Raw genomic sequence first — 25,804 nt, 5'->3', positions numbered from 1 at the left:
CGTTCATCTAAGGTGAGGGGAAAACGGGCCGAGGAGGGCTGCATGCCTGCGGTGGGGCCGTTGCTCACGGGAGATCCGGCCGAGATCGGCGGCTATCGGCTGGAGGGCCGCCTCGGCGCGGGCGGCCAGGGGGTGGTCTACCTCGGCCGTACGGCCGAGGGCGCGCCGGTGGCGGTCAAGCTGCTGCACGAACCGGCGTACGGGGGCCGGCCGGGGGACGAGGACGCCCGCCGCCGCTTCGCGCGGGAGATCGCCGCCGCGCGGCGGGTCGCGCCGTTCTGCGTGGCTCGGGTGCTCGACTTCGACCTGGACGGCCCGCGGCCCTACGTCGTGAGCGAGTACGTGGAGGGCCCCACGCTGCAGCATGCGGGACGGCGTTCCGGGCCCGCCCTGCACCGGCTGGCCGTCGCGACCGCGACCGCACTCGCCGCCGTGCACCAGGCCGGGATCGTCCACCGCGACTTCAAACCCGCCAACGTGCTGCTGGGGCCCGACGGTCCGAGGGTCGTCGACTTCGGGGTCGCCCGCCGTCTCGGCGCGACCACGGCGACCGGTGGCACCGTCGGCACGCCCGCCTACATGGCGCCCGAGCAGGTCGCCGGCGAGCCGCCCGCGCCCGCCTGGGACGTGTTCGCGTGGGGCGGCGTGATGGTGTTCGCCGCCACCGGCAGGCCGCCGTTCGGCGACGACGCGCTACCGGCCGTGCTGAACCGCGTGCTCACCAAGGAGCCCGACCTCGGCGACCTGGAAGAGCCGTTGCGCTCCATCGTCGCACTGGCCCTGCGCAAGAACCCCGCCGAGCGCCCGGGCATCCTCGACATCACGATGCGACTGCTCGCCGCGGTGCCGGAGGGGACCGCCGGGGACATCCCGGGCGTGCTCATCACCGCGAGGCATCCCGTTCATCCGGAACAGGACACCCTCCCCTCACGGCGGGGCTCCGGCCGCCGCCGGGGGCTGCTCGCGGGGGCGGCGGTCACACTCGCGGCCGCGACGACGGGGGCCGTGCTGCTGTCCGTGCTCCCGTCCGAGGGCGTCGCCGGCGGTGACACGCGGCACACGGCTGCCGCCGTCACGCCGGCCCCCTCACCCACCACGACACTCGAAGGAACACCCACACGGACACCCGCGCCCACGCCGACGCCGACGCCCGCCGCGCGCGTGCCCCTGCGCTTCACGGCACGCTTCTCGGGCGTGTGGCGCGGCAGGGTGGACTACGAGCCCGGCGCGTACGACACGCTCGTGCTGACCGTGCCGAAGGGCGGCGACACCGTCACCGAGCAGTTCGTCGACTACCGGTGCGTGGGCAGGTCCAAGCTCCAGGTGGTCAGCGGGACGACCGTGCGGCTGAAGCGGGTGTCGATGCGGGGCAACTGCGTGCGCAACGGCACGATCTACCTCACCGTCCACGACAACGGGACGATGACCTTCGACTACAACGGGCACGGCGAGAACACGGTGACGAAGAACGAGCCGTTCTACATGATCGCCACTCTGAAACGCACATAGCGGCACACTTGCCGGACATCCGGCACGAAGGTGTATGTTGACCACCGCAAGCGACGGACGCGGAGGAAGCCGGTGTGAATCCGGCGCGGTCCCGCCACTGTCACCGGGGAGCGACCCTCACCCACGCCACTGCCCCGCATGGGCGGGAAGGCTGAGGGAAGCGCCGATCCGGGAGCCAGGATACTCCGGCCGTCGGACCTTTTACCGGGGGCGCGGACACCCCCAGGGGGGACGTCCCATGGACGTGGCGCCCGGCGGCGGCCTGCTTGTCGCGGGCACCACCTCCGATGCCGGGAAGAGCGTGCTGGTGACCGGGCTGTGCCGGTGGCTGGCCCGCCGCGGCGTGCGGGTCGCGCCGTTCAAGGCGCAGAACATGTCACTGAACTCCTACGTCACGGCCGACGGCGCGGAGATCGGGCGGGCACAGGCCGTGCAGGCGGCCGCCTGCGGGCTGGAGCCGACGGCCGACATGAACCCGATCCTGCTCAAGCCGGGCAGCGACCGCCGCAGCCAGGTCGTCGTGCGCGGACGGCCGGTCGCGGACGTGGACGCACTGGAATACGGCGCGCGCCGCGACGAGCTGCGCGCGATCGCCGTGGAGTCCTACCGGCGGCTGGCCGACGAGTTCGACGTGGTGATCTGCGAGGGGGCGGGGTCCCCGGCCGAGATCAACCTCCGGGCGGGGGACATCGCGAACATGGGGCTGGCCAGAGCCGTCGGGCTGCCTGTGATCATCGTGGGCGACATCGACCGCGGCGGCGTCTTCGCGCACCTGTACGGCACGGTCGCCCTGCTCGACGCCGCCGACCAAGCGCACATTTCCGGATTCATCGTGAACAAGTTCCGGGGCGCGCGGGAGCTGCTCGCGCCGGGGCTCGACATGATCGAAGGGCTGACCGGGCGCCGGGTCTACGGGGTCGTGCCGTGGCTCGACGGGCTGTGGATGGATGTCGAGGACTCGCTGTCGCTCGACAACAGGCCCGCGAACACGGGGAGCGCGGCGGCGGACGGCGCGTTGCGCGTGGCCGTCGTGCGGTATCCGCGCATCTCCAACTTCACCGACGTGGACGCGCTGGCCGCCGAGCCGGGGGTCACGGTCGGCTTCGTCACCTCACCCGCCGCATGCGCCGACGCCGACCTGCTGGTTCTGCCGGGCTCGCGGGCCACGGTGCACGATCTGGCCTGGCTGCGCGACACCGGCATCGCCGACCTCGTCGTCCGCAGGACGGGTCCGGTGCTCGGGATCTGCGGCGGATACCAGATGCTCGCCCGCACCATCACCGACCACGTGGAGTCCGGCGCGGGCACGGTGCCCGGCCTGGGGCTGCTCCCCGCCGACGTCGCGTTCGCGAGGGAGAAGACGCTCGGGCGACCGGCCGGCGAGGGCTACGGGCATCCGGTACGCGCGTACGAGATCCACCACGGGGTCGTCACCCGCGACGGCGGTGAACCGTTCCTCGACGGGTGCCGCGTCGGAAACGTGTGGGGCACGACCTGGCACGGGGCGCTGGAGAACGACGGGTTCCGGCGAGCCTTCCTCGGGGAGGTGGCGCGGGCGGCGGGGCGGGAGTTCCGGGGCGATCCGACGCTGTCGTTCGCGGGGCTGCGGGAGGCGCGGCTGGACGCGCTCGGGGACCTGGTCGAGCGGAACGTCGACACCGGCGCGCTGATCTCGCTCATCGGGAGCGGGCCCACGCCCGGCCTGCGGACCCTGCCGCCCGGTGAGAGCGGTGCGAGCGGCCCGGCCGGCCCATGCTGATCATCCGCCAGGCGGGGACGCCGGGCACGCGGCGCGCCTGTTTCCCCGCGCCCGAGGACGCCGATCCGTCGGGGCTGGCGCGGGCCGCCACGCTGACCCTTCCCGATGACGCGGTGGTCTTCGCCGCGCCCTGGCCCGCGGCTGTGGCGACCGCGCGGGCCGCGGCCGGGCGGGAGCCCGTCGTGGTCGGGGCGCTCGCCGAGGCCGATTACGGCACGTGGGCGGGACGGCCGTTCGCGGAGATCGCGGAGACCGATCCCGAGGGCCTCGGCGCCTGGCTGACCGACCCCGACGCCGCCCCGCACGGCGGGGAGAGTCTCGCCAAGCTGGGCGCGCGGGTGGCCGCGTGGCTGGAGTCGGTGCACGTGGACGCCGCCCGCGTGGTCGCCGTCTGCGACGCCGGGCCCGTCCGGGCCGCACTCGCGCACGCGCTCGGCCTGACCGCGACGCGGGCCGCATTGTTCGACATCGCCCCGCTGTCCCGCACCGAGCTGGCCGCCCGGCATGGCGGCTGGCGGATCGCTCACGTCAACAGGAAGGCCGCCCTGTGAACCCCGCCTATCCGTTCAGCGCCGTCGTCGGGCTCGCCGATCTGAAGCTGGCCCTGGTGCTCAACGCGGTCTCGTCCCGGGTCGGCGGCGTTCTCGTCCGCGGAGAGAAGGGGACCGCGAAGTCCACGATCGTGCGTGCGCTGGCGGCGCAGCTGCCGCAGGTCGCGGTGGTGGCGGGGTGCCGGTTCCACTGCGATCCCGAGGCACCGGACCCCGGCTGCCCCGACGGGCCGCACGAGCCCGACGCGGCCGGGGCGCTGCGGGCGGCGTCCCTCGTCGAGCTTCCGGTGGGGGCCTCCGAGGATCGGCTGGTCGGTTCGCTCGATCTGGAACGGGCGCTGACCGAGGGCGTGAAGGCGTTCGAGCCGGGGCTGCTCGCGGCGGCCCATCGCGGCGTGCTCTACGTGGACGAGGTCAACCTCCTGCACGACCACCTCGTGGACCTGCTGCTCGACGCGGCCGCGCTCGGGGTCTGCTACGTCGAGCGGGAGACCGTCTCGATACGGCATGCCGCGCGGTTTCTGCTCGTGGGGACCATGAATCCGGAGGAGGGCGAACTCCGGCCGCAGTTGCTCGACCGGTTCGGACTGACCGTGGAGGTGCGCGCGACGCGGGAGCCGGACGAGCGGGCCGAGGTCGTGCGGCGGCGCTTCGCGTTCGACGCCGATCCGGAGGGGTTCGCCGCGCGCTGGGCCGCGGAGGAGGCCGCCCTGGCCGCACGGATCGCGCGTGCCCGTGCCGTCCTCGGGTCGGTGCGGCTGCCCGACTCGCGACTGCGGCAGATCACCGCTGTCTGCGCGGGGTTCGAGGTGGACGGGCTGCGGGCCGATCTCGTCACGGCGCACGCGGCGGTCGCGCACGCGGCCTGGCAGGGCCGGGACGTGGTGACCCGGGAGGACGTCCGGGTGGCGGCCCGGCTGGCGCTGCCCCACCGGCGTCGCCGGGACCCGTTCGACGCGCCCGGCTTGGACGAGCGTCTTCTCGACGAGCTCCTGGACCAGACCGAGCCCGCCGCGCCTGAGCATCCCGAGGATCCCGAGGATCCCGAGGATCCCGAGGATCCCGATGACTCCGGCGGGCCGGGCTCCGGCCCCGGCCGGCCCGAGGCGCCGGACGGCTCCGGCGACTCGGGCGCCGGCGACGGCACCACCGAAGGCGCCCCCGGAGGCACTACGGGCGCCCCCGAAGGGTCCGGCTCCGCCACCGGCTCCGGCGACCGCCCCCAAGGCGTGGCTGCGGCCGGTGTTCCCTTCCGCGTTCCCGTTCTCAAAGTCACCGGAGTCGGAGCGGGCGTCGCGGGGCGGCGGTCGAGTGGCCGGGGACGGCACGGCCGGACGATCGGAACCCGTGTCCCGACCGGCGCCGGCCCCGCCGCCATCGACCTCCCCGCGACCCTCCTCGCCGCCGCCCCGCACCAACTCCGCCGCGGCAGGCGCGGCCCCGGCCTGGTCCTCAAGCGGGACGACCTGCGCGAGCCCGTCCGCGAAGGCCGCGAAGGCAACCTCGTCCTGTTCGTCGTGGACGCCAGCGGCTCGATGGGCGCGCGCAGGCGGATGACGGCCGTCAAGACGGCGGTGCTGAGCCTGCTGCTGGACGCGTATCAGCGCAGGGACAAGGTCGGCCTCATCGTCTTCCGGGGAGCGGGCGCGACGGTCGCACTCCCCCCGACCTCGTCGGTCGAAGCCGGCGCGGCCCGCCTCCGAGCGCTCCCGACGGGTGGCCGCACCCCGCTCGCCGAGGGCCTGGCCACCGCCGCCGACGTGCTCCGCGTGGAACGACTCCGCGACCCCGACCGCCGCCCCCTGCTGGTCGTCGTGACCGACGGCCGCGCGACCTCCGGCGGCGACGTGACCCGCGCGGCCGCCGCGCTCGCCGGTGTGACCTCGGTGGTCGTCGACTGCGAGGGCGGCCCGGTCCGCCTGGGCATGGCGCACGCGCTCGCCCTGCGACTGGGCGCGCGCGTGCTTCCGCTGGAGTCGCTCGGTGACCTCGTACGCGATAGAAGGAAGGCGAGCTGACATGCCGCAGGGCAAGCCGGAGAACGTACCGGACGACGGCCTGACGACCCGGCAGCGCCGGACGAGGCCGCTGCTCATGGTCCACACGGGTCCGGGGAAGGGCAAGTCGACGGCCGCGTTCGGGATGGCGCTGCGCGCCTGGAACCAGGGCTGGCCGATCGGCGTGTTCCAGTTCGTGAAGTCGGCCAAATGGCGGGTCGGCGAGGAGCGCGCGCTGACCGTGCTGGGCGCGAGCGGCGAGGGCGGCACGGTCGCCTGGCACAAGATGGGCGAGGGCTGGTCGTGGATCCAGCGGCCGGGCACCGAGGCCGACCACGCGGCCGACGCGCGCGAGGGCTGGGAGCAGATCAAGCGCGACCTCGCGGCGGAGACCTACCGGTTCTACGTGCTGGACGAGTTCACCTACCCGCTCAAGTGGGGATGGATCGACCTCGACGACGTGATCTCGGCGCTCGCCGGTCGACCGGGTTCGCAGCATGTCGTCATCACCGGCCGCGACGCCCCGGCCGGGCTCGTCGAGGCCGCGGACCTCGTCACGGAGATGGGCAAGGTCCGCCATCCCATGGACGCCGGGCAGAAGGGTCAGAAGGGCATCGAGTGGTGACGGGCGTCCCGCGTCTCGTGGTCGCGGCCCCGGCCTCGGGAAGCGGCAAGACGACCGTGGCCACCGGGCTGATGGCGGCCCTGGCGGCGCGCGGGCTACGCGTCGCGCCGTTCAAGGTGGGACCCGACTACATCGATCCGGGTTATCACACACTGGCCGCCGGGCGTCCCGGCCGCAACCTCGATCCCTGGCTGACCGGCGAGGACCGGGTGACGCCGCTGTTCCTGCACGGTTCCGCGGGCTGTGACATCGCGGTCGTCGAGGGCGTGATGGGACTGTTCGACGGGCGCGGCGAGGACGACTTCGCCTCGACCGCACACGTGGCGCGGCTGCTCGGCGCACCCGTGATACTCGTGGTGGACGCCGGGAAGCAGAGCAGGTCGGTGGCGGCGCTGGTGCACGGGTTCGCGACGTTCGACTCGCGGGTGCGGGTGGCGGGCGTGGTGCTGAACCGTCTCGGGTCGGCCCGCCACGAGGAGCTGTGCCGGGCCGCGCTGGAGGAGACCGGGGTCCCGGTGCTGGGGGCGGTCCACCGCGACGACGACGTGATGACGCCGTCGCGGCACCTCGGGCTGGTCCCGGCGGCCGAGCGGCTGCCCGCCGCCGTGTCGGCGGTGGACCGGCTCGGCGCGCTCGTGGCGGGGTCGTGCGATCTGGACGGTCTCGTACGCCTCGCCGCGACGGCGTCCCCGCTCACCGGACAGCCGTGGGACCCGTCGGACGGACACGAACCCGGCGAACGCCGGGTGGTGGCGGTCGCGGGCGGCGCGGCGTTCACGTTCGGCTACGCCGAGCACGTCGAGATGCTGGCCGCCGCCGGGGCCGAGGTCGCCGTGTTCGATCCGGTACGCGACGAGTCCCTCCCCGAGGGCGCGTCCGCACTGGTCGTGGGCGGCGGTTTCCCCGAGGTGTACGCGGCGGAGCTGTCGGCCAACGAGCGGCTGCGCGCCGAAGTGGCCGCCTTCCCCGGCTCGGTGGCGGCCGAGTGTGCGGGACTGCTCTACCTCTGCGAGGAGCTGGACGGCCGTCCGATGTGCGGCCGGGTGCCGGGCGTGGGGCGGATGACCGACCGGCTGACGTTGGGCTACCGCGACGCCGTGGCCGTACGCGACACGCTGCTGACCCGGCAGGGCGAGCGGCTCCGCGGCCACGAGTTCCACCGGACCATGGTCACCGGCGGCGAACAGCCCGTCTTCCGGTGGCGGGGCGGCGCCGACGGGGCCGGCGACGCCCGGCTCACCGCGTCTTACCTGCACCTGCACTGGGCGGGCGCGCCACAGCTCGCCCGGCGACTGCTGGCCTACGCCGAACCCTCCTCGAGGTCGCCCTCGATCGCGAGGTAGGCGTCGCGCAGCCCGGCGAGCACCTCGGGGTCGGGGTGCTCCCACATGCGCCGCTCGGCGGCCTCGAGCAGGCGCTGCGCGATGCCGTGCAGCGCCCAGGGATTGGACGTGGCCATGAAGTCGCGGTTGACCGGGTCGAGCACGTACGTCGAGGCGAGCGTGTCGTACATCCAGTCGGCCACGACGCCGGTGGTGGCGTCGTAGCCGAACAGATAGTCCACGGTCGCGGCCAGCTCGAACGCGCCCTTGTAGCCGTGGCGGCGCATCGCGGCGAGCCAGTTGGGGTTGACGACCCGGGCGCGAAAGATCCGCGCGGTCTCCTCCGACAGGGTCCGGGTGCGGACGGCGTCGGGGCGGGTGCTGTCGCCCACGTACGCGGCGGGCGCGCGGCCCGTCAGCGCGCGGACGGTCGCGATCATGCCGCCGTGGTACTGGAAGTAGTCGTCGGAGTCGGCGATGTCGTGTTCGCGGGTGTCCACGTTCTTGGCGGCCACGGCGATGCGGCGGTAGGCGTTCTCCATGTCCTCACGGGCGGGCGCGCCGTCGAGGTCGCGCCCGTAGGCGTAGCCGCCCCAGACGGCGTACACCTCGGCGAGGTCGGCGTCGTCGCGCCAGTTGCCGCTGTCGATGAGCGGCAGCAGGCCCGCCCCGTACGCCCCCGGACGCGACCCGAACACGCGCAGCGTCGCACGCCTGGCATCGCCGTGCGCGGCCCGGTCGGCGTCCACGTGGGCGCGCACGTAGTTGTCCTCGGGACTCTCGCCGAGCCCCGCGACGAGCCGGACGGCGTCGTCGAGCATCGCCACCACGTGCGGGAACGCGTCCCTGAAGAACCCGCTGATGCGCACCGTCACATCCACGCGAGGGCGGCCCAGCTCGTCCAGTGGCACCGGTTCGAGCGTGGTGACCCGCCGCGACGCCTCGTCCCAGACGGGCCGTACGCCGAGCAGCGCGAGCACCTCGGCGATGTCGTCACCGGCGGTGCGCATCGCGCTGGTCCCCCACACCGACAGCCCGACCGAGCGCGGCCAGTCGCCGGTCTCCGCGCGGTAGCGGGCCAGCAGGGAGTCCGCCATGGCCTGCCCGGTCTCCCAGGCGAGGCGGCTCGGCACGGCGCGCGGGTCGACGGAGTAGAAGTTGCGGCCGGTCGGCAGCACGTTGATCAGCCCGCGCAACGGCGACCCCGACGGCCCGGCGGGCACATATCCCCCGGCGAGCGCGTGCAGCACGTGGTCGAGTTCGTCGGTGGTACGCGCGAGCCGCGGCACCACCTCGGTCGCCGCGAACCTCAGCACCCGCGCGACCGCCGGGTCGTCCGCGACGTCGGCGACGGCGGCCGGATCCCAGCCGCGTTCCTCCATGGCGGTGACGAGCGCGCGGGCCTCGGCCTCGACGCGGTCCACGACGCCGGTCGCGGCGCTGCCGTCCTCGGTCAGGCCGAGTGCCTCGCGCAGGCCGGGCAGAGTCTCGCGGCCGGCCCACATCTGGCGGGCGCGCAGCATGGCCAGCACGAGGTTCACGCGGGCCTCGCCGGTCGGGGCCGCACCGAGGACGTGCAGGCCGTCGCGGATCTGGGCGTCCTTGACCTCGCAGAGCCAGCCGTCCACGTGCAGGATGAACTCGTCGAACTCGGCGTCGTGCGGGCGCTCGCTCAGGCCGAGGTCGTGGTCGAGGCGGGCGGCCTGGATGAGGGTCCAGATCTGGGCGCGGATCGCGGGCAGCTTCGCCGGGTCCATCGCCGCGATCGTCGCGTGCTCGTCGAGGAGCTGCTCCAGGCGGGCGATGTCGCCGTAGGTCTCGGCCCTGGCCATCGGTGGCACCAGGTGGTCCACGAGCACGGCGTGCGCCCGTCGCTTGGCCTGGGTGCCCTCGCCGGGGTCGTTCACCAGGAACGGGTAGACGAGCGGGAGGTCGCCGATCGCCGCGTCGGTGGCGCAGGACGCCGACAGGCCCGCCGACTTGCCGGGCAGCCACTCCAGGTTGCCGTGCTTGCCGACGTGGACCATGGCGTGCGCACCGAATTCCGCCGACAGCCACCGGTAGGCCGCCAGGTAGTGATGGCTCGGCGGCAGGTCGGGGTCATGGTAGATCGCGATCGGGTTCTCCCCGAAGCCGCGCGGGGGCTGGACCATCACCACGACGTTCCCGCTGCGCAGCGCCGCGAGCACGATGTCGCCCTCGTGGACGAACAGCTCGCCGGGCGGGGCGCCCCAGTGGCGTTCCACATCAGCGCGCAGGTCGCCGGGCAGGGTGTCGTACCAGGCGCGGTAGGTCTCGGCGGGGATGCGCACGGGGTTGGCGGCGAGCTGCTCCTCGGTGAGCCAGTCCTGGTCCTGGCCACCCGCGGCGATGAGCGCGTGGATCAGGGCGTCGCCGTCCTGCGCGGCCTGGCCGGGGAACCCGTCGCCGAGGTCGTAGCCCTCCTCGGCCAGGCGGGCCAGCAGTCCGACCGTGCTGGCCGGGGTGTCCAGGCCGACGGCGTTGCCGACCCGCGAGTTCTTCGTCGGGTACGCCGACAGCATCACGACGAGCTTCTTGTCCGGCGGGGGCACGTGACGCAGCAGGCCGTGCCGGACGGCGATGCCCGCGACCCGGGCCGCGCGTTCGGGGTCGGCGACGTAGACGGTCAGGCCGTCGTCGTCGATCTCCTTGAACGAGAACGGCACCGTGATGATCCGCCCGTCGAACTCGGGGATCGCGACCTGCGAGGCGGCGTCCAGCGGGGACAGGCCGTCGTCGTCGGCCTCCCAGTCGGCGCGGCCGGTCGTCAGGCACAGGCCCTGCAGTATGGGCACGTCGAGGCCGGCGAGCGCGCCGACGTCCCAGGCCGCGTCGTCCCCGCCCGCCGACGCGGTCGCGGGCCGTGAGCCGCCCGCCGCGAGCACGGTCACGACGAGGGCGTCCGCGCGGCGCAGCACGTCGAGCAGCTCGGGCTCGGCGGTGCGCAGCGAGGAGCAGAAGACCGGCAGCGCCCGGCCGCCCGCAACCTCGATCGCGTCGCACAGCGCGGTGACGAAGCCGGTGTTGCCCGCCATGTGGTGCGCCCGGTAGTAGAGCACGCCGATCACCGGGCCGTCGCCCGACCGGGCGTCGCGTTCGAGGACGCCCCAGTTCGGAGTTGCGGCCGGGGCCGCGAAGCCGCGACCGGTCAGCAGGACCGTGTCCGACAGGAACGCGTGCAGCTCGGCGAGGTTGGCGGGGCCGCCGTGCGCGAGATAGGCGTGCGCCTCGGCGCACACGCCCCCGCTCACACCGCCGCTCACCGTGGACAGCTCCATCAGCTCCGCGTCCGGGGCCTGCTCGCCGCCGAGGACGACCACCGGGCGCGGGCCCGCGAGCAGGGCGTCCAGCCCGTCCTCCCAGGCGCGCCGCCCGCCGAGCAGCCGGACGACCACGAGGCCGGCCCCCTCGACCAGCACGGGCAGGTCGTCCACGGCGACCCGGGCCGGGTTCCCCAGGCGGAACGCCGCCCCGCTGGCGCGCGCGCTCAGCAGATCGGTGTCCGACGTGGACAACAGCACGATGAGTGGCTCGTCCGCGCGCATGGCACAGTCCTCCCTCGGGGTCCTCGCCCCGGGTCGTGGCGGCACGACGGCAGGAGTCTCCTGGCTCCCGGATCGACGCTCACCCCGGCCTTCCCGTCTTCCGACAGTGGCCGTGTGGTGGGGTTCGCTCCCCGGTCACAGTGGCGGGACCGCGCCGGATTCACACCGGCTTCCTCCGCTTGCCATCGCTCACCGCAGACCCTACGGGACGGAGGCCCTATCGAAAAACTGGCGTTAGCATCCTGCTTGTGGTCATAGGTGGCATTTCCGGACGCGCGGCTCGGGACGCCTGCCCCGGCGCGCTCCAGGTGCACGCCGCCGCGGACGGGGCGCTGGCCCGCGTCCGCGTGCCCGGCGGCGCCCTGACCACCGACGCGCTGCGCGAGCTGGCCGCCTGCGCCGGGGAACTGGGCAACGGGATCATCGAGCTCACGTCACGCGCCAACGTCCAGGTGCGCGGGCTGGCGGACCCGGCCGCGTTCGCCGCGCGGATGGCCGCCGCCGGGCTGCTGCCGTCGGCGACCCACGAACGCGTGCGCAACATCGTCGCCTCGCCCCTCAGCGGCCGGTCGGCTACGGGCGTCCTCGACGTCCGGCCGCTGGTGCCGGCGCTGGACGCGGGCCTGTGCGGGCGTCCAGCGCTGGCCGGCCTGCCCGGCCGATTCCTGTTCGCGCTCGACGACGGCACCGGCGACGTCCTCGGGCTCGGCGCGGACGTGACGCTCGCCGCGCACGCCTGCGGGGATCTGACGCTCCTGCTCGCGGGCGAACCGGTCAGCTCGGTGACCGCCGACGCCGCCGTCGCCGTCGCTCTCGCCGCCGCGGAGGCGTTCCAGTCGATACGCGGGGACGCCTGGCGCATGGCCGAGCTCCCCGACGGCCCCGCGACGATCGCCGCCCGCCTTCCCGGTGCCGCGCCCGTGGCCGTGGCGGCTGCCGAGCCGCGTAAGGGCGGGGTGTTTCCGCAGGCGGACGGGCGGGTCGCGGTCGACGTGATCGTGCCGCTCGGCAGGCTCACCACCGCGCAGGCGGGCCTGCTCGCCGACCTGCCCCCCGCCGAGGTGCGGCTGACGCCGTGGCGTACCGTCGTGCTGCCCGATCTGGTCCCCGAGGCGGCCGCCCCGGTGACCGCCGCGCTCACCGGAGCGGGGCTGGTGACCGATCCCGCCTCCCCGTACGCCAGACTGTCGGCCTGCACCGGGCGACCCGGCTGCGCCAAGGCCCTGGCCGACGTCCAGGCCGACGCGCTGCGCTGGGCGGAGTCCGGCTCGCCTGTCCTGCCCGGTGGGGCTATGCACTGGGCCGGGTGCGAGCGCCGCTGCGGGCGTCCGCGCGGGCGGGTCACCGACGTGGTCGCCACGCCCGGCGGCTACCGCGTGAGCCATTGAACGAACAGGGGTGTCCGTGCCCGAGCACGACTACGTCCGCGACGGAGCGGAGATCTACCGGCGGTCGTTCGCGACCATCAGGGCCGAGGCCGACCTGACGGGCCTGGCCGACGACGTGGCCAGGGTCGTGGTCCGCATGATCCACGCCTGCGGCATGACCGACCTGGTCGCCGACCTCGACTACTCCCCCGGCGTGGTCGCGAAGGCGCGCGCCGCGCTGCTGGCGGGCGCGCCCGTGCTGTGCGACGCGCAGATGGTCGCCTCCGGGGTCACCAGGAAGCGCCTGCCGGCGGCCAACGAGATCATCTGCACACTCGGCGACCCCCGTGTGCCCGCCCTCGCCGAGCGGCTCGGCACCACGCGCAGCGCCGCCGCCCTCGACTTGTGGCTCGACCGTCTCGACGGCGCGGTCGTGGCCGTCGGCAATGCCCCGACCGCGCTGTTCCGGCTGCTCGAACTGGTCGCGGAGGGCGCGGGACGGCCCGCCGCCGTGCTGGGCGTCCCGGTCGGCTTCATCGGCGCGGCCGAGTCCAAGCGCGCCCTCGCGGCGTCCGGCCTGGAGTTTCTGGTTGTCCACGGCCGCCGGGGCGGCAGTGCCATGACGGCGGCGGCGATCAACGCCATCGCCAGCGAGCAGGAGTGACGTGACGTGACAGGTACCCTCTACGGCGTCGGCCTCGGCCCCGGCGACCCCGAACTGATGACGGTGAAGGCCGCCCGCCTGATCGGCGCGGCCGACGTGATCGCCTACCACGCCGCCCGGCACGGCCGCAGCATCGCGCGCTCGATCGCCGCCCACCACATGCGCGACGGCCAGGTGGAGGAGCTGCTCCAGTATCCCCTGACGACCGAGACGACCGACCATCCCGGCGGCTACCAGGGCGCGCTCGACGACTTCTACGCCGACTGCGCGGCCCGGCTGGCCGCCCACCTGGACGCCGGGCGCGACGTCGTCGTCTTGTGTGAGGGCGACCCGCTCTTCTACGGCTCCTACATGCACATGCACAAGCGGCTGGCGCACCGCTACCCGGCCGAGGTAGTCCCCGGCGTCACGTCGATCGCGGGCGCGTCGGCCGTGCTCGGCCGCCCGCTGGTCGAACGCGACGAGACGCTGACGGTCCTGCCCGGGACCCTGCCCGCCGACGTGCTGGCCGAGAAGCTGCGCGGCACGGATTCCGCGGCGGTGCTCAAGCTGGGCCGCACGTTCGAGAAGGTGCGCGACGCCCTCGCCGAGGCGGGCCGTCTCGACGAGGCCTGGTACGTCGAACGCGCCACCACCGACGCCCAGCGCGTCGCCCCGCTCAAGGACGTGGACCCCGGCCACGTGCCGTACTTCTCGCTGGCGCTGATCCCGAGCCCGGCCCAGCTCACGTTCGTGCCGGAGACCGCGGAACGCACCGGCCCCGGCGAGGTCGCGGTCGTCGGCCTCGGCCCCGCCGGACGGCCCTGGCTGACCCCCGAGGCGCAGGAGGTCCTCGCCGGGGCCACCGATCTGGTCGGATACGGCCCCTACGTGGACCGCGTCGCACCCAACCCGCGCCAGACCCGGCACCGTACCGACAACCGCGTCGAGGCCGAACGCGCGCGCCACGCGCTCGACCTCGCCCTCGCCGGGGCGCGGGTGGCGGTCGTGTCGTCGGGCGACCCGGGCGTGTTCGCGATGGCCAGCGCGGTGCTGGAGGCCGCCGCCGACCCGCGTTACGCGGACGTCCCGGTGCGGGTGGTGCCCGGCCTGACCGCCGCGCAGGCCGTGGCCAGCCGCGCCGGCGCGCCGCTCGGCCACGACTACTGCGTGCTGTCGCTGTCGGACCAGCTCAAGCCGTGGGAGGTGGTCGCGGGCCGGATCTCCGCCGCGGCCCGCGCCGACCTCGTGCTTGCGATCTACAACCCGGCGTCGAAGACCCGCACCTGGCAGGTCGCCGCGGCCCGTGACCTGCTGCTCGAACACCGCGACCCGGCCACGCCCGTGGTCGTCGGCCGCGACGTCGGCGGCACGCAGGAGTCGGTCACGGTCACCACGCTCGGCGACCTCGACCCGGCCACGATCGACATGCGCTGCCTGCTGATCATCGGCTCGTCCACCACCCGCGTCGTCGAACGCGCAGACCGGGCGACCGTCTACACCCCGCGCCGCTATCCCGCGTGATCGCGAACCCAGGTGACGGCGTCGGCGACGTCCGCCACCTGGGTCACGCCGCCCGGTGCCGGGGGCCGGTCCACCATGACGACCGGCAGCCCGAGCTCGCGCGCCGCGACCAGTTTGGCCCGGGTCAGCTCCCCGCCGCTGTCCTTGGTGACCAGCACGTCGAGCCGGTGCTCGCCGATCAGGGCGCGCTCCCCCGCCACCGTGTAAGGCCCCCGATCGAGGATCACGTGGACGTTCGCGGGCACCGGCGGCTCCGGCGGGTCCACCGACCTGGCCAGGAACCACAGCCCGGTCAGCGGCGCGAAGACCGGCAGGCTGCGGCGGCCCGTCGTGAGGAACACCCGGCTGCCGAGGGCGGGCAGCGCGTCCGCCGCGGCCTTCAGTGACGGCACCCGCAGCCACGCGTCCCCCGGCCCCTCGGGCCAGCCGGGACGCCGCAGCCCGAGCAGCGGCACGCCGGTCGCCGCGCACGCGCGCGCCGCCGATTCGCTCATCGTGCGCGCGAACGGATGCGTGGCGTCCACCACGGCGCCGGGGCCGTGCTCGGCGATCCACCGGGTGAGCCCCTCCGGGCCGCCGAAGCCGCCCGATATGACCTCGCCCACCGGCAGCCGGGGGTCGGCGACCCGCCCGGCGAGCGACGACACCACCCGGAGACCGGGCAGGGCGACCAGCCCGGCCGCCAGTGCCCGCGCCTCCGCGGTGCCGCCGAGGATCAGGACGAGCACGCCCGGTCTCGCTCGGCCGAGTAGAGGTGGCTGTCGGGGAACTCGTGCGCCGCCAGCGCCCGGCCCACCACGATGACGGCGGTGCGCTTGATCCCCGCCGCGACCACCCGGTCGGCGATGTCGTCCAGGGTGCCCCTGATGATCTCCTCGTCGTCCCGGCTTGCCCGCGCGACGACCGCCACCGGGCAGTCCGCCCCGTACGCGGGCAGCAGCTCGGTCACGACGGCGCCGATCCGCTGGACGGCCAGGTGCAGCACCATCGTGGCGCGGCTGGCCGACAGCGTCGCGAGGTCCTCGCCGGCCGGCATCGGGGTGGCCCGCGCCGACGTCCTGGTCAGGATGATGGTCTGGCTCACCTCGGGCACCGTGAGCTCCCGCCCCAGCGCCGCGGCGGCGGCCGCGAAGGCGGGCACGCCGGGGATCACCTCGTACGGCACACCGTGCGCGTCGAGCCTGCGCATCTGCTCGGCGACCGCGCTGAACAGCGAGGGATCGCCCGAGTGCAGCCGCGCCACGTCGAGCCCGGCGGCGTGCGCCGCCGTCATCTCGGCGATGATCTCGTCCAGGGTGAGGTTGGCGGTGTCGACGAGCCGCGCGCCGGGCGGGCAGTCGGCGAGCAGCTCACGTGGCACGAGCGAACCCGCGTACAGGCAGACCGGGGCCGCCTGCAGGGCGCGCAGCCCGCGCACCGTGATGAGGTCGGCCGCGCCGGGCCCCGCGCCGATGAATCGAACCGTCACTACTCGCGCTCCTTCCGAGCCGTCCAAATGGTCACCGGCATCAGGGGACGCCACCCGGTGAAGCCGCCCACCGGCGAGGCGCGCTGCACCGACAACCGCACGAGGTCCCCGCCGAGCCGCGCGTGCCACGTGGCGAGAACCGCCTCCGACTCCACGGTGACCGCGTTGGCAACCAGCCTTCCGCCCGGGGCGAGGGCGGCCCAGCAGGTCTCGACCACGCCGGCCCCCGTCACACCGCCGCCCACGAAGACGGCCGCCGGGGCCGGCAGCCCGTGCAGCGCGTCCGGCGCGGAACCGATGACGACCCGCAGGCGCGGCACGCCCAGCGCGTCCGCGTTGTGCCTGACGCGGTCCGCCCGTACGGGGTCGCGCTCGACGGCGACGGCCCGGCACGAGGGGTGGACGCGCAGCCACTCGATGGCCACGCTTCCCGAACCCGCCCCCACATCCCACAGCAACTCGCCCGGCAGGGGCGCCAGCTTGGCCAGGGTGACCGCCCGCACCTCCTGCTTGGTCAGCTGCCCGTCCGACTCGTACGCGTCGTCCGGAAGCCCGCTAACCCACCCCAGTGGCTCGGCGTCCGGGACGTCGGCACAGGTCACCGCCACGATGTTCAGGGCCGGCATCGGCTCGGCGCCCGGCCAGCCGGCGGCCGTGCCGTCCCGGCGCGATTCGGTCGCCGCGCCGAGATCGCCGAGGACGGTGACGCGGCTCGCCCCGTATCCCCGTTCGGTCAGCAAGGCGGCGACCCGCGCGGGCGTGCCCGCGTCAGCGCTGAGGACGAGGACGCGACGGCCAGGCGCGAGCGCGGCGGTCAGCGCGGCGAGCGGACGCCCGACCAGGCTGACGGTCTCGACGCCCTCGGCGGGCCAGCCGAGCCGCGCACAGGCCAGCGTCACCGACGACACGTGCGGCAACACCCGCAGCCGCTCGGGTCCGAGCAGCCGGGCCAGCGTCGCGCCGACCCCGAAGAACATGGGATCGCCGCTCGCCAGCACCACGACCGCGCGCCCCGCGTGCGTGTCGAGCAGCCCCGGCAACCCCGCGACCAGCGGCGACGGATACGGCACCCGCTCGGGGGCCACCGACGCGGGCAGCAGCGCGAGTTGCCTGGCCGACCCGACCGCGACGTCCGCGGCGATCAGCTCGGCGCGCGCCGCGTCGGTGAGACCGGCCCAGCCGTCCGCGCCGATCCCGACGACCGACACCGGTCTCATCGAGCGGGCTTCCTGAGCAGGTAGGTGTCCATGACCCAGCCGTGCGCCTCGCGCGCCTGCGCCCTGAGCCGCCGGATCTCGCCGGCGACCTCGCGCACCGGCCCGGCGAGGAGGATCTCGTCCTCGGTCCCGACGTACGCGCCCCAGTAGACGTCCGCGCCGGCGGCCTCCGGCAGGTCGGCGAACGCGCATCCCGCGTCGAGCATCACCACGATGTCGTCGGCGGCCTCGACGTCGGCGGGCAGCCGGCGGCCGGTCGTGATGTGCAGCGGCTTGGCGACCCGGGTCAGGCTGACGCGGTGGCGCGCGGCCAGCGCCGACACGCTGCTGATCCCCGGGATCACCTCGTAGTCGAACGGTTCCCCGCCCTTGGCCAGGACGTCCTCGACGATGGCGATCGTGCTGTCGTACAGGGCGGGGTCGCCCCAGACGAGGAACGCGCCGACGCCGTCCTCGGGCACCTCCTCGGCGATGAGCCGCGCGTAGACGTCGGCCCGGCGGGCCCGCCAGTCGGCCACCGCCTCCACGTAGGCGCCGCTCGTCCGGTCCCGTTCCGGGTCGCGTGCCTCCACCGTCCGGTACGGCTCCCGCGCGTGGGCCGCGATCAGCTCGCGCCGCAGCCGCACCAGGCCGTCCTTCTCTGCGCCCTTGTCGAGCAGGAAGAACACGTCCGCCGACGCGATCGCCGCGGCGGCCTGGAAGGTGAGATGGGCTGGGTCCCCGGCGCCGATGCCGATGATGAGGACGCGCTTCATAGGTCACGAGTATGGACCACGGCTTGACGTACTTATGCAGACGGTGCACGCTCTAGAGGACAAATACAGACAGAGGCGACGGTGCGCAGGAACCTGGTGCGAATCCAGGACGGTCCCGCCACTGTGACCGGTGAGTGTCCCCGCTTGTGACCACGGCCGAGACGGCTGGAAGGTCGGGCGACACGATGAACCGGGAGTCAGGACACTGACCCGTTGTCCTCCATCACCGGGGCGAGCGACCCCGTGAGGAGAAATTCACATGGCTCAGCCGGCCATTCCCGTATCCCGGCCCCTGCCGGTCACCATCCCCGTACGCGAGATCCTGCCTTGGGCGATCTTCGCCGCCGTGGTCGGGCTCATCCTGGTCTACTTCGTCGGCGCGGAGCAGGGCGCCACCCACCTCATCAGCGGGCACACCGTGCACGAGTTCGTGCACGACGGCCGCCACCTCCTCGGCTTCCCCTGCCACTGAGGCCCGCCGGATGCCCACCATGCGCTCCCTGCTGGTGCGCGGCATGCTCGTCGGCCTCGCGGCCGCGCTGCTCGCGTACGTCGTGGCCTGGTTCGCCGGCGAACCCCAGGTGGCCGCGGCCATCTCCATCGAGGAGACCAAGGCCGCCGCGACCGGGGAGGCAGCCGAGCCCGAACTCGTCAGCCGGACCGTCCAGGAGACCATCGGCCTGTTGACCGCCCTGCTCGTCTACGGCGCCGCGCTCGGCGGTTTCTTCTCCATCGCGTACGCCTTCGCCCACGGTCGCCTCGGCGCCCTCGGCGCCCGCGCCACGGCCCTCGTCGTCGCGTCCGCCGGATTCGCCGTCGTGTACGTGACCCCCATCCTGAAGTACCCGCCCAATCCCCCGGCCGTCGGCAACCCCGACACCATCGGCCGCCGGACCGCGCTGTACTTCACAATGATCCTGATCGCGCTGCTGGCCGTCGCGGTCGCGACGTACGCGGGCCGCGCCCTGTCGCCCCGGTTGGGCGGCTGGAACGCGACCCTCGCGGGCATCGTCGTCTACGCCGTCCTCGTAGGCGTCTCGTACGCCCTGCTGCCCCGGGTCAACGAGGTTTCCGGCGACTTCCCCGCCGACACCCTCTGGTGGTTCAGGGTGTCGGCGTTCGGCGTGCAGTTCGTCCTGTGGGCCGCCATCGGACTGCTGTTCGGCGGCCTCACCGAGCGTTCCCTGCGCCGGCATGTCCGCACCGAGGCGCGACCCCATCCGGCCGGAACAGCCTGACTCCCCGCTAGCGGAGGGCCTCCAGGAGAGAGGTGAGGGCCGGTCCGAGCGGGACGTCGAAGGTCATCAGCGCCTCGCCGTCGCCCCGGGTCGGCCCCTGGTTGATGATCGCGACGGGGATCGAGCGGGCGGCGGCGCGCCGGACGAACCGGTATCCGGACATGACGGTCAGCGAGGATCCCAGGACAAGCAGCAGACCGGCCCGCTCGGTCAGCGCGTAGCACTCCTCGACCCGTGACGGCGGCACGTTCTCGCCGAAGAACACCACGTCGGGCTTGAGCACCCCGCCGCAGCCCTCGCAGTCCACCGTGCGGAACGTCTCGATCTCGTCCGCGGCCAGGACGGCGTCGCCGTCCGGGTTGATCATCGCCGAGCGGGCCCGCCAACCGGAGTTGGCCGCGCGCAGGCGCCGGTCCAGCGCGTGCCGCGAGGTGCGATGGCCGCAGGCCAGGCAGCGCACCCGATGCAGGCTGCCGTGCAGTTCGACGACCTCGTGCGCGCCGGCCGCCTGGTGCAGGCCGTCCACGTTCTGGGTGATGATCCCGGCGACCAGGCCACGGCGCTGCAGCTCGGCGACCGCGCGATGCCCGGCGTTGGGCGCGGCGTCCACGATGTGACGCCATCCCAGGTGGCTGCGCGCCCAGTAGCGCCTGCGAGCGGCGGCGCTGCTCACGAAGGTCTGGTAGGTCATCGGCTCGGCCCTGCGCCTGCGACCGGTCTCCCCTCGGTAGTCCGGGATCCCCGACTCGGTCGACAGGCCGGCCCCGCTCAGGACCACCACCTCGCCGTCGGTCACGAGATCGGCCAGCATGCCCCACCGCTCGGCAATCGCCGCGTCGCGCACCACAGTCACGCATCCATGGTGCCCGAAGCATCGCCCATGTCAGCCCCGCCCCTCCCCCAGCCGTACGTCGAAGATGACCTCGACCTCGTCACGCAGCTTGAGCGCCCCGAAGAACGCGGAATAGGGGCGGATGCCCCACTCGGACTGCACGACGGTCGCCCGGCCACGGGCCCGCCCGTCCGCCAGCGCACCGTCCACCGTGACCGGCCGCGTGACGCCCACGATCGTCAGGTCGCCCTCGACGCGGAACGCCTCGGGATCGCCCTCGACCCGGGTCGACCGGAACGTGACCAGAGGGTGCTGATCCGCTTTGAGGACCTTGTCACGCATGTTCTTCTCGATCTCGACGCGGTCGGAGTCGGTGAGCGGCTTGACTCCGCCCGTGCCCTCCCGGACCCGCATCGAGGCCACCTCGGCCTCCACCGTCACCCGGCAGCCCGCCGGATCGTCCGGCGTCACCACCGCCTCGCCCCGCCACCGGGTGACCTCGATCGTCAGATCATGCCCGGCCTTGGCGCCCAGCCCGGCGCGCCCGGTGAGGACCAGGAGCCGGCCGGACCTCGGCCCCAACGCGTACGTGCCCGCCTCGACGTCCATTTCGTGGGCATTCCCGCGGAACGGGCCGGAGATGTCGGCACCAGATGACATCGTGGTGATCCAATCGTCCCAAGGAGACGGATCATGAGTGAGTCTGAGACATTCACCGAGACATTCACCGTGCGGCCCGTCGGCGTCGTGCGGTCCGTGCTGACCGACCGAGCCGAGGCGCCGCGGCAGGGGCGCGAGGGAGCGCCGGACGCCTGGCTGGAGGTCGACCCGGCCGTCGCGGAGGCCCTCGACGGGGTGACGGCGGGCGACGAGGTGCTCGTCCTCACCTGGTTCCACCAGGCCGATCGCGAAACGCTGCGGGTGCACCCGCGTGGAGAGACGAGCAACCCGTTGACGGGCGTGTTCGCCACGCGCTCTCCGGACCGCCCCAACCCGATCGGCCTGCACCGGGCCACGGTCCTGGAGGCCGACCCGGTCCGCGGCCTGCGTGTGCACCCGTTGGAGGCCATCGACGGCACTCCTGTCATCGACATCAAGCCGGTGCTGGACGCGGTCGAGCGGTGACGACCACCCGAGCTCCTTTACGTTGTAGATTTCGTTGACGCTCTGAGGTTGACGCTCTGAGCCCGCGTGTCACGGGGTCCCCCTAGATCCGCAGCCGCCGGGCTCTGGTGGGGTTGTGGTAAGCGAAGGCCCAGCGGGAATGCGTTCGGCGTTTCCGAAAAGGGCGGGTGTGCGACTCGGCGCGAAGCTCACAGGCGATCGGATCATGCGGAATTCGACGACGCGGGATTTCGCGCCGGGTGGCGGAGGACGGCCGCATGAGCCGGCGAACACGCCGGAACAACCCCCTGACCGCCCGCCGCCCGGCTTCACCCACCGGGCCCGCGGGTGAACTATTACCGGTAATCGATCAGAAACTTTCGGACTCGGACTGATATTTCGGCCCGGATTTTAGGCCCGCCGCTAACAGCCGTCAAGAGCGTCCGCACAGCTGCCGGGACCGCGCACCCCCGAGAGGGGTCCCCATGACGACAAGGCGTTTGCCCAGGCAGAGCCGCCACCAATCCGGCCCTTACATGGCCGGGGACGGCCGATGGCGAGCGGAGCGCCCATGAAGGCATCCGTCGCCAGGGCCGACGGACACAGCGCGCACCCTGCGGCCGAGGAGCGGGTTCCCACCCCTCGGACCGGAGGAGCGGCCTGAAATTTTCGCCAATCCGGCCCGACGTATTGAGCGGGACTATCCGGCGTGCTATCACTATGGTGTTCACATTCAGTGCGATTTCCGGGCCCTGCCAAACTTCGGGGTTCGCCGGCAATCTCAGGTATGCGCACAATTCCTCCACCCCCAATCATCGGCCGCAATTGTTAACGCTATCAATGATTGGCCGCACCGAGAGAGACTCGCACGCGAAGCCCTGTCGCGAACCGCCGGCCTTGCCGAAAGGTCCCGAGATGCCTGTTCTGGCACCAAAAGCTCCCCTGACAACCGAACACCGGAGTAGCCATGCGTAGACATCTGATCTTGGCCTCACTGCTCGTCGTTCCACTGATCTGGCAGGCGCAGCCGGCGGCCGCGTCAGGGGTCGCCATCGACATCGACAACAGCGCCAAGTACCAGAAGATCGACGGGTTCGGCGTCTCCACCGCGTTCCGTCGCAATGAGCTGATCAAGGCCCTGCCGGAGGACAAGCAGCGGGAGATCCTCGACCTGTGGTTCAGCCGCGAGAAGGGTGCCGGGCTCAGCGTCCTCCGGCTCGGCATCGGAGCGAGGCCGGCGGGCGTCCCGTACGACCAGATGGTCTCGATCCAGCCGGAAGACCCGGGCGGCCCGGCCGCACCGCCCAAGTACGTCTGGGACGGCGACGACAACAGCCAGGTCTGGATGGCGAAGGCGGCCCGGAGATACGGGGTCGAGCGCTTCTTCGCCGACGCCTGGAGCGCCCCCGGCTACATGAAGGACAACGGCGACGCGAGGAACGGCGGCACGCTGCTGCCGGAGTGGCAGCAAGCCTACGCGAACTACCTCGTGCAGTACGCGAAGTTCTACGAGCAGGAAGGGATCAAGATCACCGACTTGGGCTTCACGAACGAGCCCGACTGGACGGCCCCCTACGAGTCCATGCGCTTCACTCCTGAGCAGGCCGCCCAGTTCGTCAAGGTGCTCGGCCCGGTGGCCACGGCCGCACACGTGAATCTGGTCTGCTGCGACTCGTTCGGCTGGAACCAGGCCAAGGCGTACACGGAGGCGATCGAGGCCGACCCCGAGGCGAGGCGCTGGGTGAAGGTCCACACCGGGCACTCCTACGCCAGCCCCCCGACCTCCCCGCTGCCGACGGACCGGAACACCTGGATGTCGGAGTGGGGCCCCAGCGGCAACACCTGGGACGAGAAATGGGACGACGGCAGCGGCCAGGACGGCATGACGGTCGCGCAGGCCGTCAACGACGCGCTCACGCTCGGCAACGCCTCCGCCTACATCTACTGGCTGGGGGTCTCGAGCGGCTCCACCAGGGCGTTCATCAGCGTTGACACCACGAACAAGACCTACAGGGTGTCGAAGCGGCTGTGGGCGATGGCCGCCTACAGCCGGTTCATCAGGCCTGGCGCGGTGCGGATCGGGGCGACGGCCTCGGACCCCGCGCTGAAGGTCTCCGCGTTCCGCAACGCCGACGGCTCCCGCGTCATCGAGATCCTCAACACGGGCACGGGCCCCGTCACCTGGGACACGATCAAGGGGCATGGCCGGGCGAGGGCGTACGTGACCGACGAGAACAACGCGGTGGTCCCCGTCGCCCTGCGCGGCAAGAGCGTGACGATCGCGCCGCGCGCCCTGACCACGATCGTCCTCGGCTGACTCGTCCCGCATCGCTGCACGAGGGCCGCTCCTGCGCTCCGGCGCCGGTGGGGCCCTCGGCCGGTCCGGGCCTTCAGCGCTCTCCGTCACGGGGCGGTACGACCGCGACGGGGCAGTGCGCGCGGTGCAGCACGGCGTGACTGACCGAGCCGATCAACGCGCCGCGCACGCCGCCCAGTCCACGGGAACCGACGACCACGAGGTCGGCGACGAGCGAGGCCTCGGCCAGCGCCGGGACCGGGTGGCCGCAGACCGCCGACTCGACGAGCGGGACGTCCGGGTGCTTGTCGCGCCACGGCGCGAGCCGCAGCCGCGCCGCCCGGCACTCGTTGTCGAATATCTCCTGGAGTGCCGTTCCGTATCCGACCGCGAAGGGCGAGAACATCGGCATCTCCCAGGCGTACACCGCGTGCACCCGCCCGTGCCGCGCCCGGGCCTCCTCGAAGGCGAACTGCAGAGCCGCCTCCGAATGAGGTGATCCGTCGAAGCCGACGACGACCTCGTGGTACTCGTCCCGGTGCGGTTTGCGCACCACCACGACAGGGACCTCCGCGTGACCGGCCAGGCCGAGGCCGACGGAGCCCAGGACCAGGCCGGAGAAGCCGCCCATCCCCCGGCTGCCGACCACCAGGGCGTCGGCACCGGCCGAACCGGTGCGCAGGGTCTCGACGACCGTCCCCTCGACGAGCTCCGTGGTCGTCTCCAGGCCGGGGGCGATCTCGCGGGCGCGGGCGGCGGCCGCCGCGAGCACGCCCTCGCAGAACTCGCTGTAGGACTGGGCGAAGCCTTCGACGGCGTGGAACGGGTATTCGTGCGCCCACGGCTCTCGCACGTGGACGATCCTCAGGGCGGCCCCCCGGCGCCGCGCGTCGTCCGCCGCCCACTCCAGCGCCGCCGTCGCTGGATTCGATCCGTCGACGGCGACGACGATCTGTCCGGCCATGTACTTCTCCTCCTGTGCTCAAGCGGTACGCGGGCGCGAGGGGGTTGGTGCTCCCGGCCACCATCGCACCGTGTCCGCTGCCCGTGGCGCAGCAGACGAAAGTCCTCAAGCGGAGGGACTTCCGCCCGCCCGGCGCGCCCGGGCCCGGCGCGAAGGCCGGAACGGCGGCGGGGACCTTCGGCCCTGCCCGTGGGCCCGGCCCGGGGATGGGATGGAAGTCGCGGGCCGCTCCCCCGAACAGAAAGGCGGCGCCCCGCGACCGGAAGGGAGGCCGCCATGCACATGAAGGTGCAGGACGTCATGACCACGGACGTCGCGTCCGTCCACGCCGGCACGCCGTTCAGGGACATCGCCGAAGTGCTGATCGCCCGCGCCGTGGGCGCCGTTCCCGTCGTGGACGGGGACGGCCGCGTGATCGGCGTCGTCTCCGAGACCGATCTACTGCGCAAGGAGGAGTTCAGGGAGCAGTACTACCGCGAGGGCTACCGGCCGCCGCTGCGCGCGCGGCTGCGCGCCCGCCTCGGCCAGGAGGCCGGGGCGCGGACCAAGGCGGCCGGTGAGACGGCCGCCGACCTGATGACCTCCCCCGCCGTCACGGTCACCGCCGGCACGACCACGGTCGCGGCCGCCCGCCTGATGGACGAGCACGGGGTCAAGCGGCTGCCCGTCGTGGACGCCGAGGGCCGGCTGCGGGGCATCGTCAGCCGCCACGACCTGCTCAAGACGTTCGTACGCGCGGACGGCGACATCGAGCGCGAGGTGCGCGTGGAGATCCTCGGCCGGAGCCTGTGGGCCGACACCTCCAGGGTGGGCGTCCACGTCCACCACGGCGTGGTGACGCTCACCGGCCAGATGGACCGGCACAGCGCCGCGCGGATCGCCGTGCGCATGACGCGCAGGGTCAGCGGCGTCGTCGACGTCGTGGACGAACTGCGGTGGACGGAGGACGACGCCCCCACGTAGAGCCGGGCGAATTGATCACGAAAAGCGCGGATCGCGTCGAGGTTCCTCGGGGCGAGGAGGTGACCGGCGGCCTGGACAGAGAAGCCGGGGCAGGGGTGCGCGGC

At 73.4% G+C, this 25,804-nt stretch carries 22 protein-coding genes and 3 riboswitches; of the genes, 14 read left to right on the top strand and 8 right to left on the bottom strand.

The features are described from left to right. Positions 1-42: 42 nt before the first annotated feature. The 6 genes from FH610_RS01355 to FH610_RS01330 all read left to right on the top strand — a co-directional run bounded on the left by FH610_RS01355 (position 43) and on the right by FH610_RS01330 (position 7,784). Positions 43-1,509: a serine/threonine protein kinase gene (locus FH610_RS01355; RefSeq protein ID WP_139572292.1), complete on the top strand. Its 1,467-nt coding sequence runs from the start codon at positions 43-45 to the stop codon at positions 1,507-1,509. Between the two features lie 11 nt (positions 1,510-1,520). Further along, positions 1,521-1,717: riboswitch (cobalamin riboswitch) on the top strand. Positions 1,718-1,747: 30 nt separating this feature from the next. Next, a complete protein-coding gene (locus tag FH610_RS01350) occupies positions 1,748-3,268 on the top strand; it encodes a cobyric acid synthase (RefSeq protein WP_139572291.1) in 1,521 nt (506 codons plus the stop codon). Continuing rightward, a complete protein-coding gene (locus FH610_RS01345) occupies positions 3,262-3,819 on the top strand; it encodes a histidine phosphatase family protein (protein ID WP_139572290.1) in 558 nt (185 codons plus the stop codon). Before FH610_RS01350 ends, FH610_RS01345 begins: the two co-directional genes overlap by 7 nt. Next, positions 3,816-5,837: a VWA domain-containing protein gene (locus tag FH610_RS01340; RefSeq protein WP_139572289.1), complete on the top strand. Its 2,022-nt coding sequence runs from the start codon at positions 3,816-3,818 to the stop codon at positions 5,835-5,837. The genes FH610_RS01345 and FH610_RS01340 overlap by 4 nt, the downstream gene beginning before the upstream one ends. A 1-nt stretch (position 5,838) precedes the next feature. Next, positions 5,839-6,441, top strand: a complete 603-nt coding sequence (cobO, locus tag FH610_RS01335) for a cob(I)yrinic acid a,c-diamide adenosyltransferase (RefSeq protein ID WP_139572288.1) — start codon at positions 5,839-5,841, stop codon at positions 6,439-6,441. Then, positions 6,438-7,784: a cobyrinic acid a,c-diamide synthase CobB gene (locus FH610_RS01330; RefSeq protein WP_205825504.1), complete on the top strand. Its 1,347-nt coding sequence runs from the start codon at positions 6,438-6,440 to the stop codon at positions 7,782-7,784. Before cobO ends, FH610_RS01330 begins: the two co-directional genes overlap by 4 nt. On the opposite strand, the gene cobN is transcribed toward FH610_RS01330, so the two are convergent. Further along, a complete protein-coding gene (gene cobN, locus FH610_RS01325) occupies positions 7,742-11,329 on the bottom strand; it encodes a cobaltochelatase subunit CobN (RefSeq protein WP_139572286.1) in 3,588 nt (1,195 codons plus the stop codon). The two genes, FH610_RS01330 and cobN, sit on opposite strands and share 43 nt — an antisense overlap. A 53-nt stretch (positions 11,330-11,382) precedes the next feature. After that, positions 11,383-11,505: riboswitch (cobalamin riboswitch) on the bottom strand. 72 nt (positions 11,506-11,577) lie between these two features. Here cobN and cobG point away from each other — a divergent pair. From cobG to FH610_RS01310, 3 genes are read left to right on the top strand one after another with little or no spacing between them, the layout of a single operon-like run. Further along, the gene (gene cobG, locus FH610_RS01320) at positions 11,578-12,717 is read left to right on the top strand and encodes a precorrin-3B synthase (RefSeq protein WP_139572285.1); all 1,140 of its coding nucleotides are present in this window, start codon (positions 11,578-11,580) and stop codon (positions 12,715-12,717) included. Positions 12,718-12,727: 10 nt separating this feature from the next. Then, a complete protein-coding gene (locus FH610_RS01315) occupies positions 12,728-13,360 on the top strand; it encodes a precorrin-8X methylmutase (RefSeq protein ID WP_139572284.1) in 633 nt (210 codons plus the stop codon). A 6-nt stretch (positions 13,361-13,366) separates the two neighbouring features. Next, the gene (locus FH610_RS01310) at positions 13,367-14,863 is read left to right on the top strand and encodes a precorrin-2 C(20)-methyltransferase (protein WP_139572283.1); all 1,497 of its coding nucleotides are present in this window, start codon (positions 13,367-13,369) and stop codon (positions 14,861-14,863) included. Here the strand turns inward: FH610_RS01310 and FH610_RS01305 are convergent. Genes FH610_RS01305 through cobF form a run of 4 tightly spaced genes read right to left on the bottom strand, consistent with a single transcriptional unit; the run spans position 14,851 to position 18,303 of the window. Then, entirely contained in the window at positions 14,851-15,591 is a 741-nt protein-coding gene (locus FH610_RS01305; protein ID WP_139572282.1) for a cobalt-precorrin-6A reductase, read from the bottom strand. The two genes, FH610_RS01310 and FH610_RS01305, sit on opposite strands and share 13 nt — an antisense overlap. Then, positions 15,579-16,331 (bottom strand): precorrin-4 C(11)-methyltransferase, encoded by a 753-nt coding sequence (gene cobM, locus FH610_RS01300; RefSeq protein ID WP_139572281.1) that lies wholly within the window; start codon positions 16,329-16,331, stop codon positions 15,579-15,581. Before cobM ends, FH610_RS01305 begins: the two co-directional genes overlap by 13 nt. Continuing rightward, positions 16,331-17,548: a precorrin-6y C5,15-methyltransferase (decarboxylating) subunit CbiE gene (cbiE, locus tag FH610_RS01295; protein ID WP_139572280.1), complete on the bottom strand. Its 1,218-nt coding sequence runs from the start codon at positions 17,546-17,548 to the stop codon at positions 16,331-16,333. Before cbiE ends, cobM begins: the two co-directional genes overlap by 1 nt. Then, a complete protein-coding gene (gene cobF, locus FH610_RS01290; RefSeq protein WP_139572279.1) occupies positions 17,545-18,303 on the bottom strand; it encodes a precorrin-6A synthase (deacetylating) in 759 nt (252 codons plus the stop codon). Before cobF ends, cbiE begins: the two co-directional genes overlap by 4 nt. Positions 18,304-18,367: 64 nt before the next feature. Further along, positions 18,368-18,531: riboswitch (cobalamin riboswitch) on the top strand. Positions 18,532-18,562: 31 nt separating this feature from the next. On the opposite strand from cobF, the gene FH610_RS01285 reads away from it, so the two are divergent. Both FH610_RS01285 and FH610_RS01280 read left to right on the top strand, forming a co-directional pair. Beyond that, positions 18,563-18,775, top strand: a complete 213-nt coding sequence (locus tag FH610_RS01285) for a CbtB domain-containing protein (protein ID WP_139572278.1) — start codon at positions 18,563-18,565, stop codon at positions 18,773-18,775. Between the two features lie 10 nt (positions 18,776-18,785). Continuing rightward, positions 18,786-19,541, top strand: coding sequence for a CbtA family protein (locus tag FH610_RS01280; protein ID WP_240808681.1), 756 nt, complete (start codon positions 18,786-18,788; stop codon positions 19,539-19,541). Between the two features lie 7 nt (positions 19,542-19,548). Here the strand turns inward: FH610_RS01280 and FH610_RS01275 are convergent, their stop codons facing one another. Both FH610_RS01275 and FH610_RS01270 read right to left on the bottom strand, forming a co-directional pair. Next, positions 19,549-20,352, bottom strand: coding sequence for an NAD-dependent protein deacetylase (locus FH610_RS01275; RefSeq protein ID WP_139572744.1), 804 nt, complete (start codon positions 20,350-20,352; stop codon positions 19,549-19,551). A 72-nt stretch (positions 20,353-20,424) separates the two neighbouring features. Beyond that, positions 20,425-21,033 (bottom strand): YceI family protein, encoded by a 609-nt coding sequence (locus tag FH610_RS01270; protein ID WP_225897481.1) that lies wholly within the window; start codon positions 21,031-21,033, stop codon positions 20,425-20,427. A gap of 33 nt (positions 21,034-21,066) precedes the next feature. Here FH610_RS01270 and tsaA point away from each other — a divergent pair, with 33 nt between their 5' ends. Next, a complete protein-coding gene (gene tsaA, locus FH610_RS01265) occupies positions 21,067-21,498 on the top strand; it encodes a tRNA (N6-threonylcarbamoyladenosine(37)-N6)-methyltransferase TrmO (protein ID WP_139572277.1) in 432 nt (143 codons plus the stop codon). Positions 21,499-22,444: 946 nt separating this feature from the next. After that, a complete protein-coding gene (locus tag FH610_RS01260) occupies positions 22,445-23,794 on the top strand; it encodes a glycoside hydrolase family 30 protein (RefSeq protein WP_139572276.1) in 1,350 nt (449 codons plus the stop codon). 73 nt (positions 23,795-23,867) lie between these two features. Here FH610_RS01260 and FH610_RS01255 read toward each other — a convergent pair whose 3' ends face one another. Continuing rightward, the gene (locus FH610_RS01255) at positions 23,868-24,737 is read right to left on the bottom strand and encodes a universal stress protein (RefSeq protein WP_139572275.1); all 870 of its coding nucleotides are present in this window, start codon (positions 24,735-24,737) and stop codon (positions 23,868-23,870) included. A gap of 276 nt (positions 24,738-25,013) precedes the next feature. Here FH610_RS01255 and FH610_RS01250 point away from each other — a divergent pair, with 276 nt between their 5' ends. Continuing rightward, a complete protein-coding gene (locus FH610_RS01250; protein ID WP_139572274.1) occupies positions 25,014-25,700 on the top strand; it encodes a CBS domain-containing protein in 687 nt (228 codons plus the stop codon). The last annotated feature ends 104 nt before the right edge of the window (positions 25,701-25,804 follow it).

This window comes from Microbispora catharanthi (assembly GCF_006334915.2).
Lineage (GTDB): Bacteria > Actinomycetota > Actinomycetes > Streptosporangiales > Streptosporangiaceae > Microbispora > Microbispora catharanthi.
Note: the sequence above shows the minus strand (reverse complement) of the source record. Positions and strands in the feature narration are given on the sequence as shown.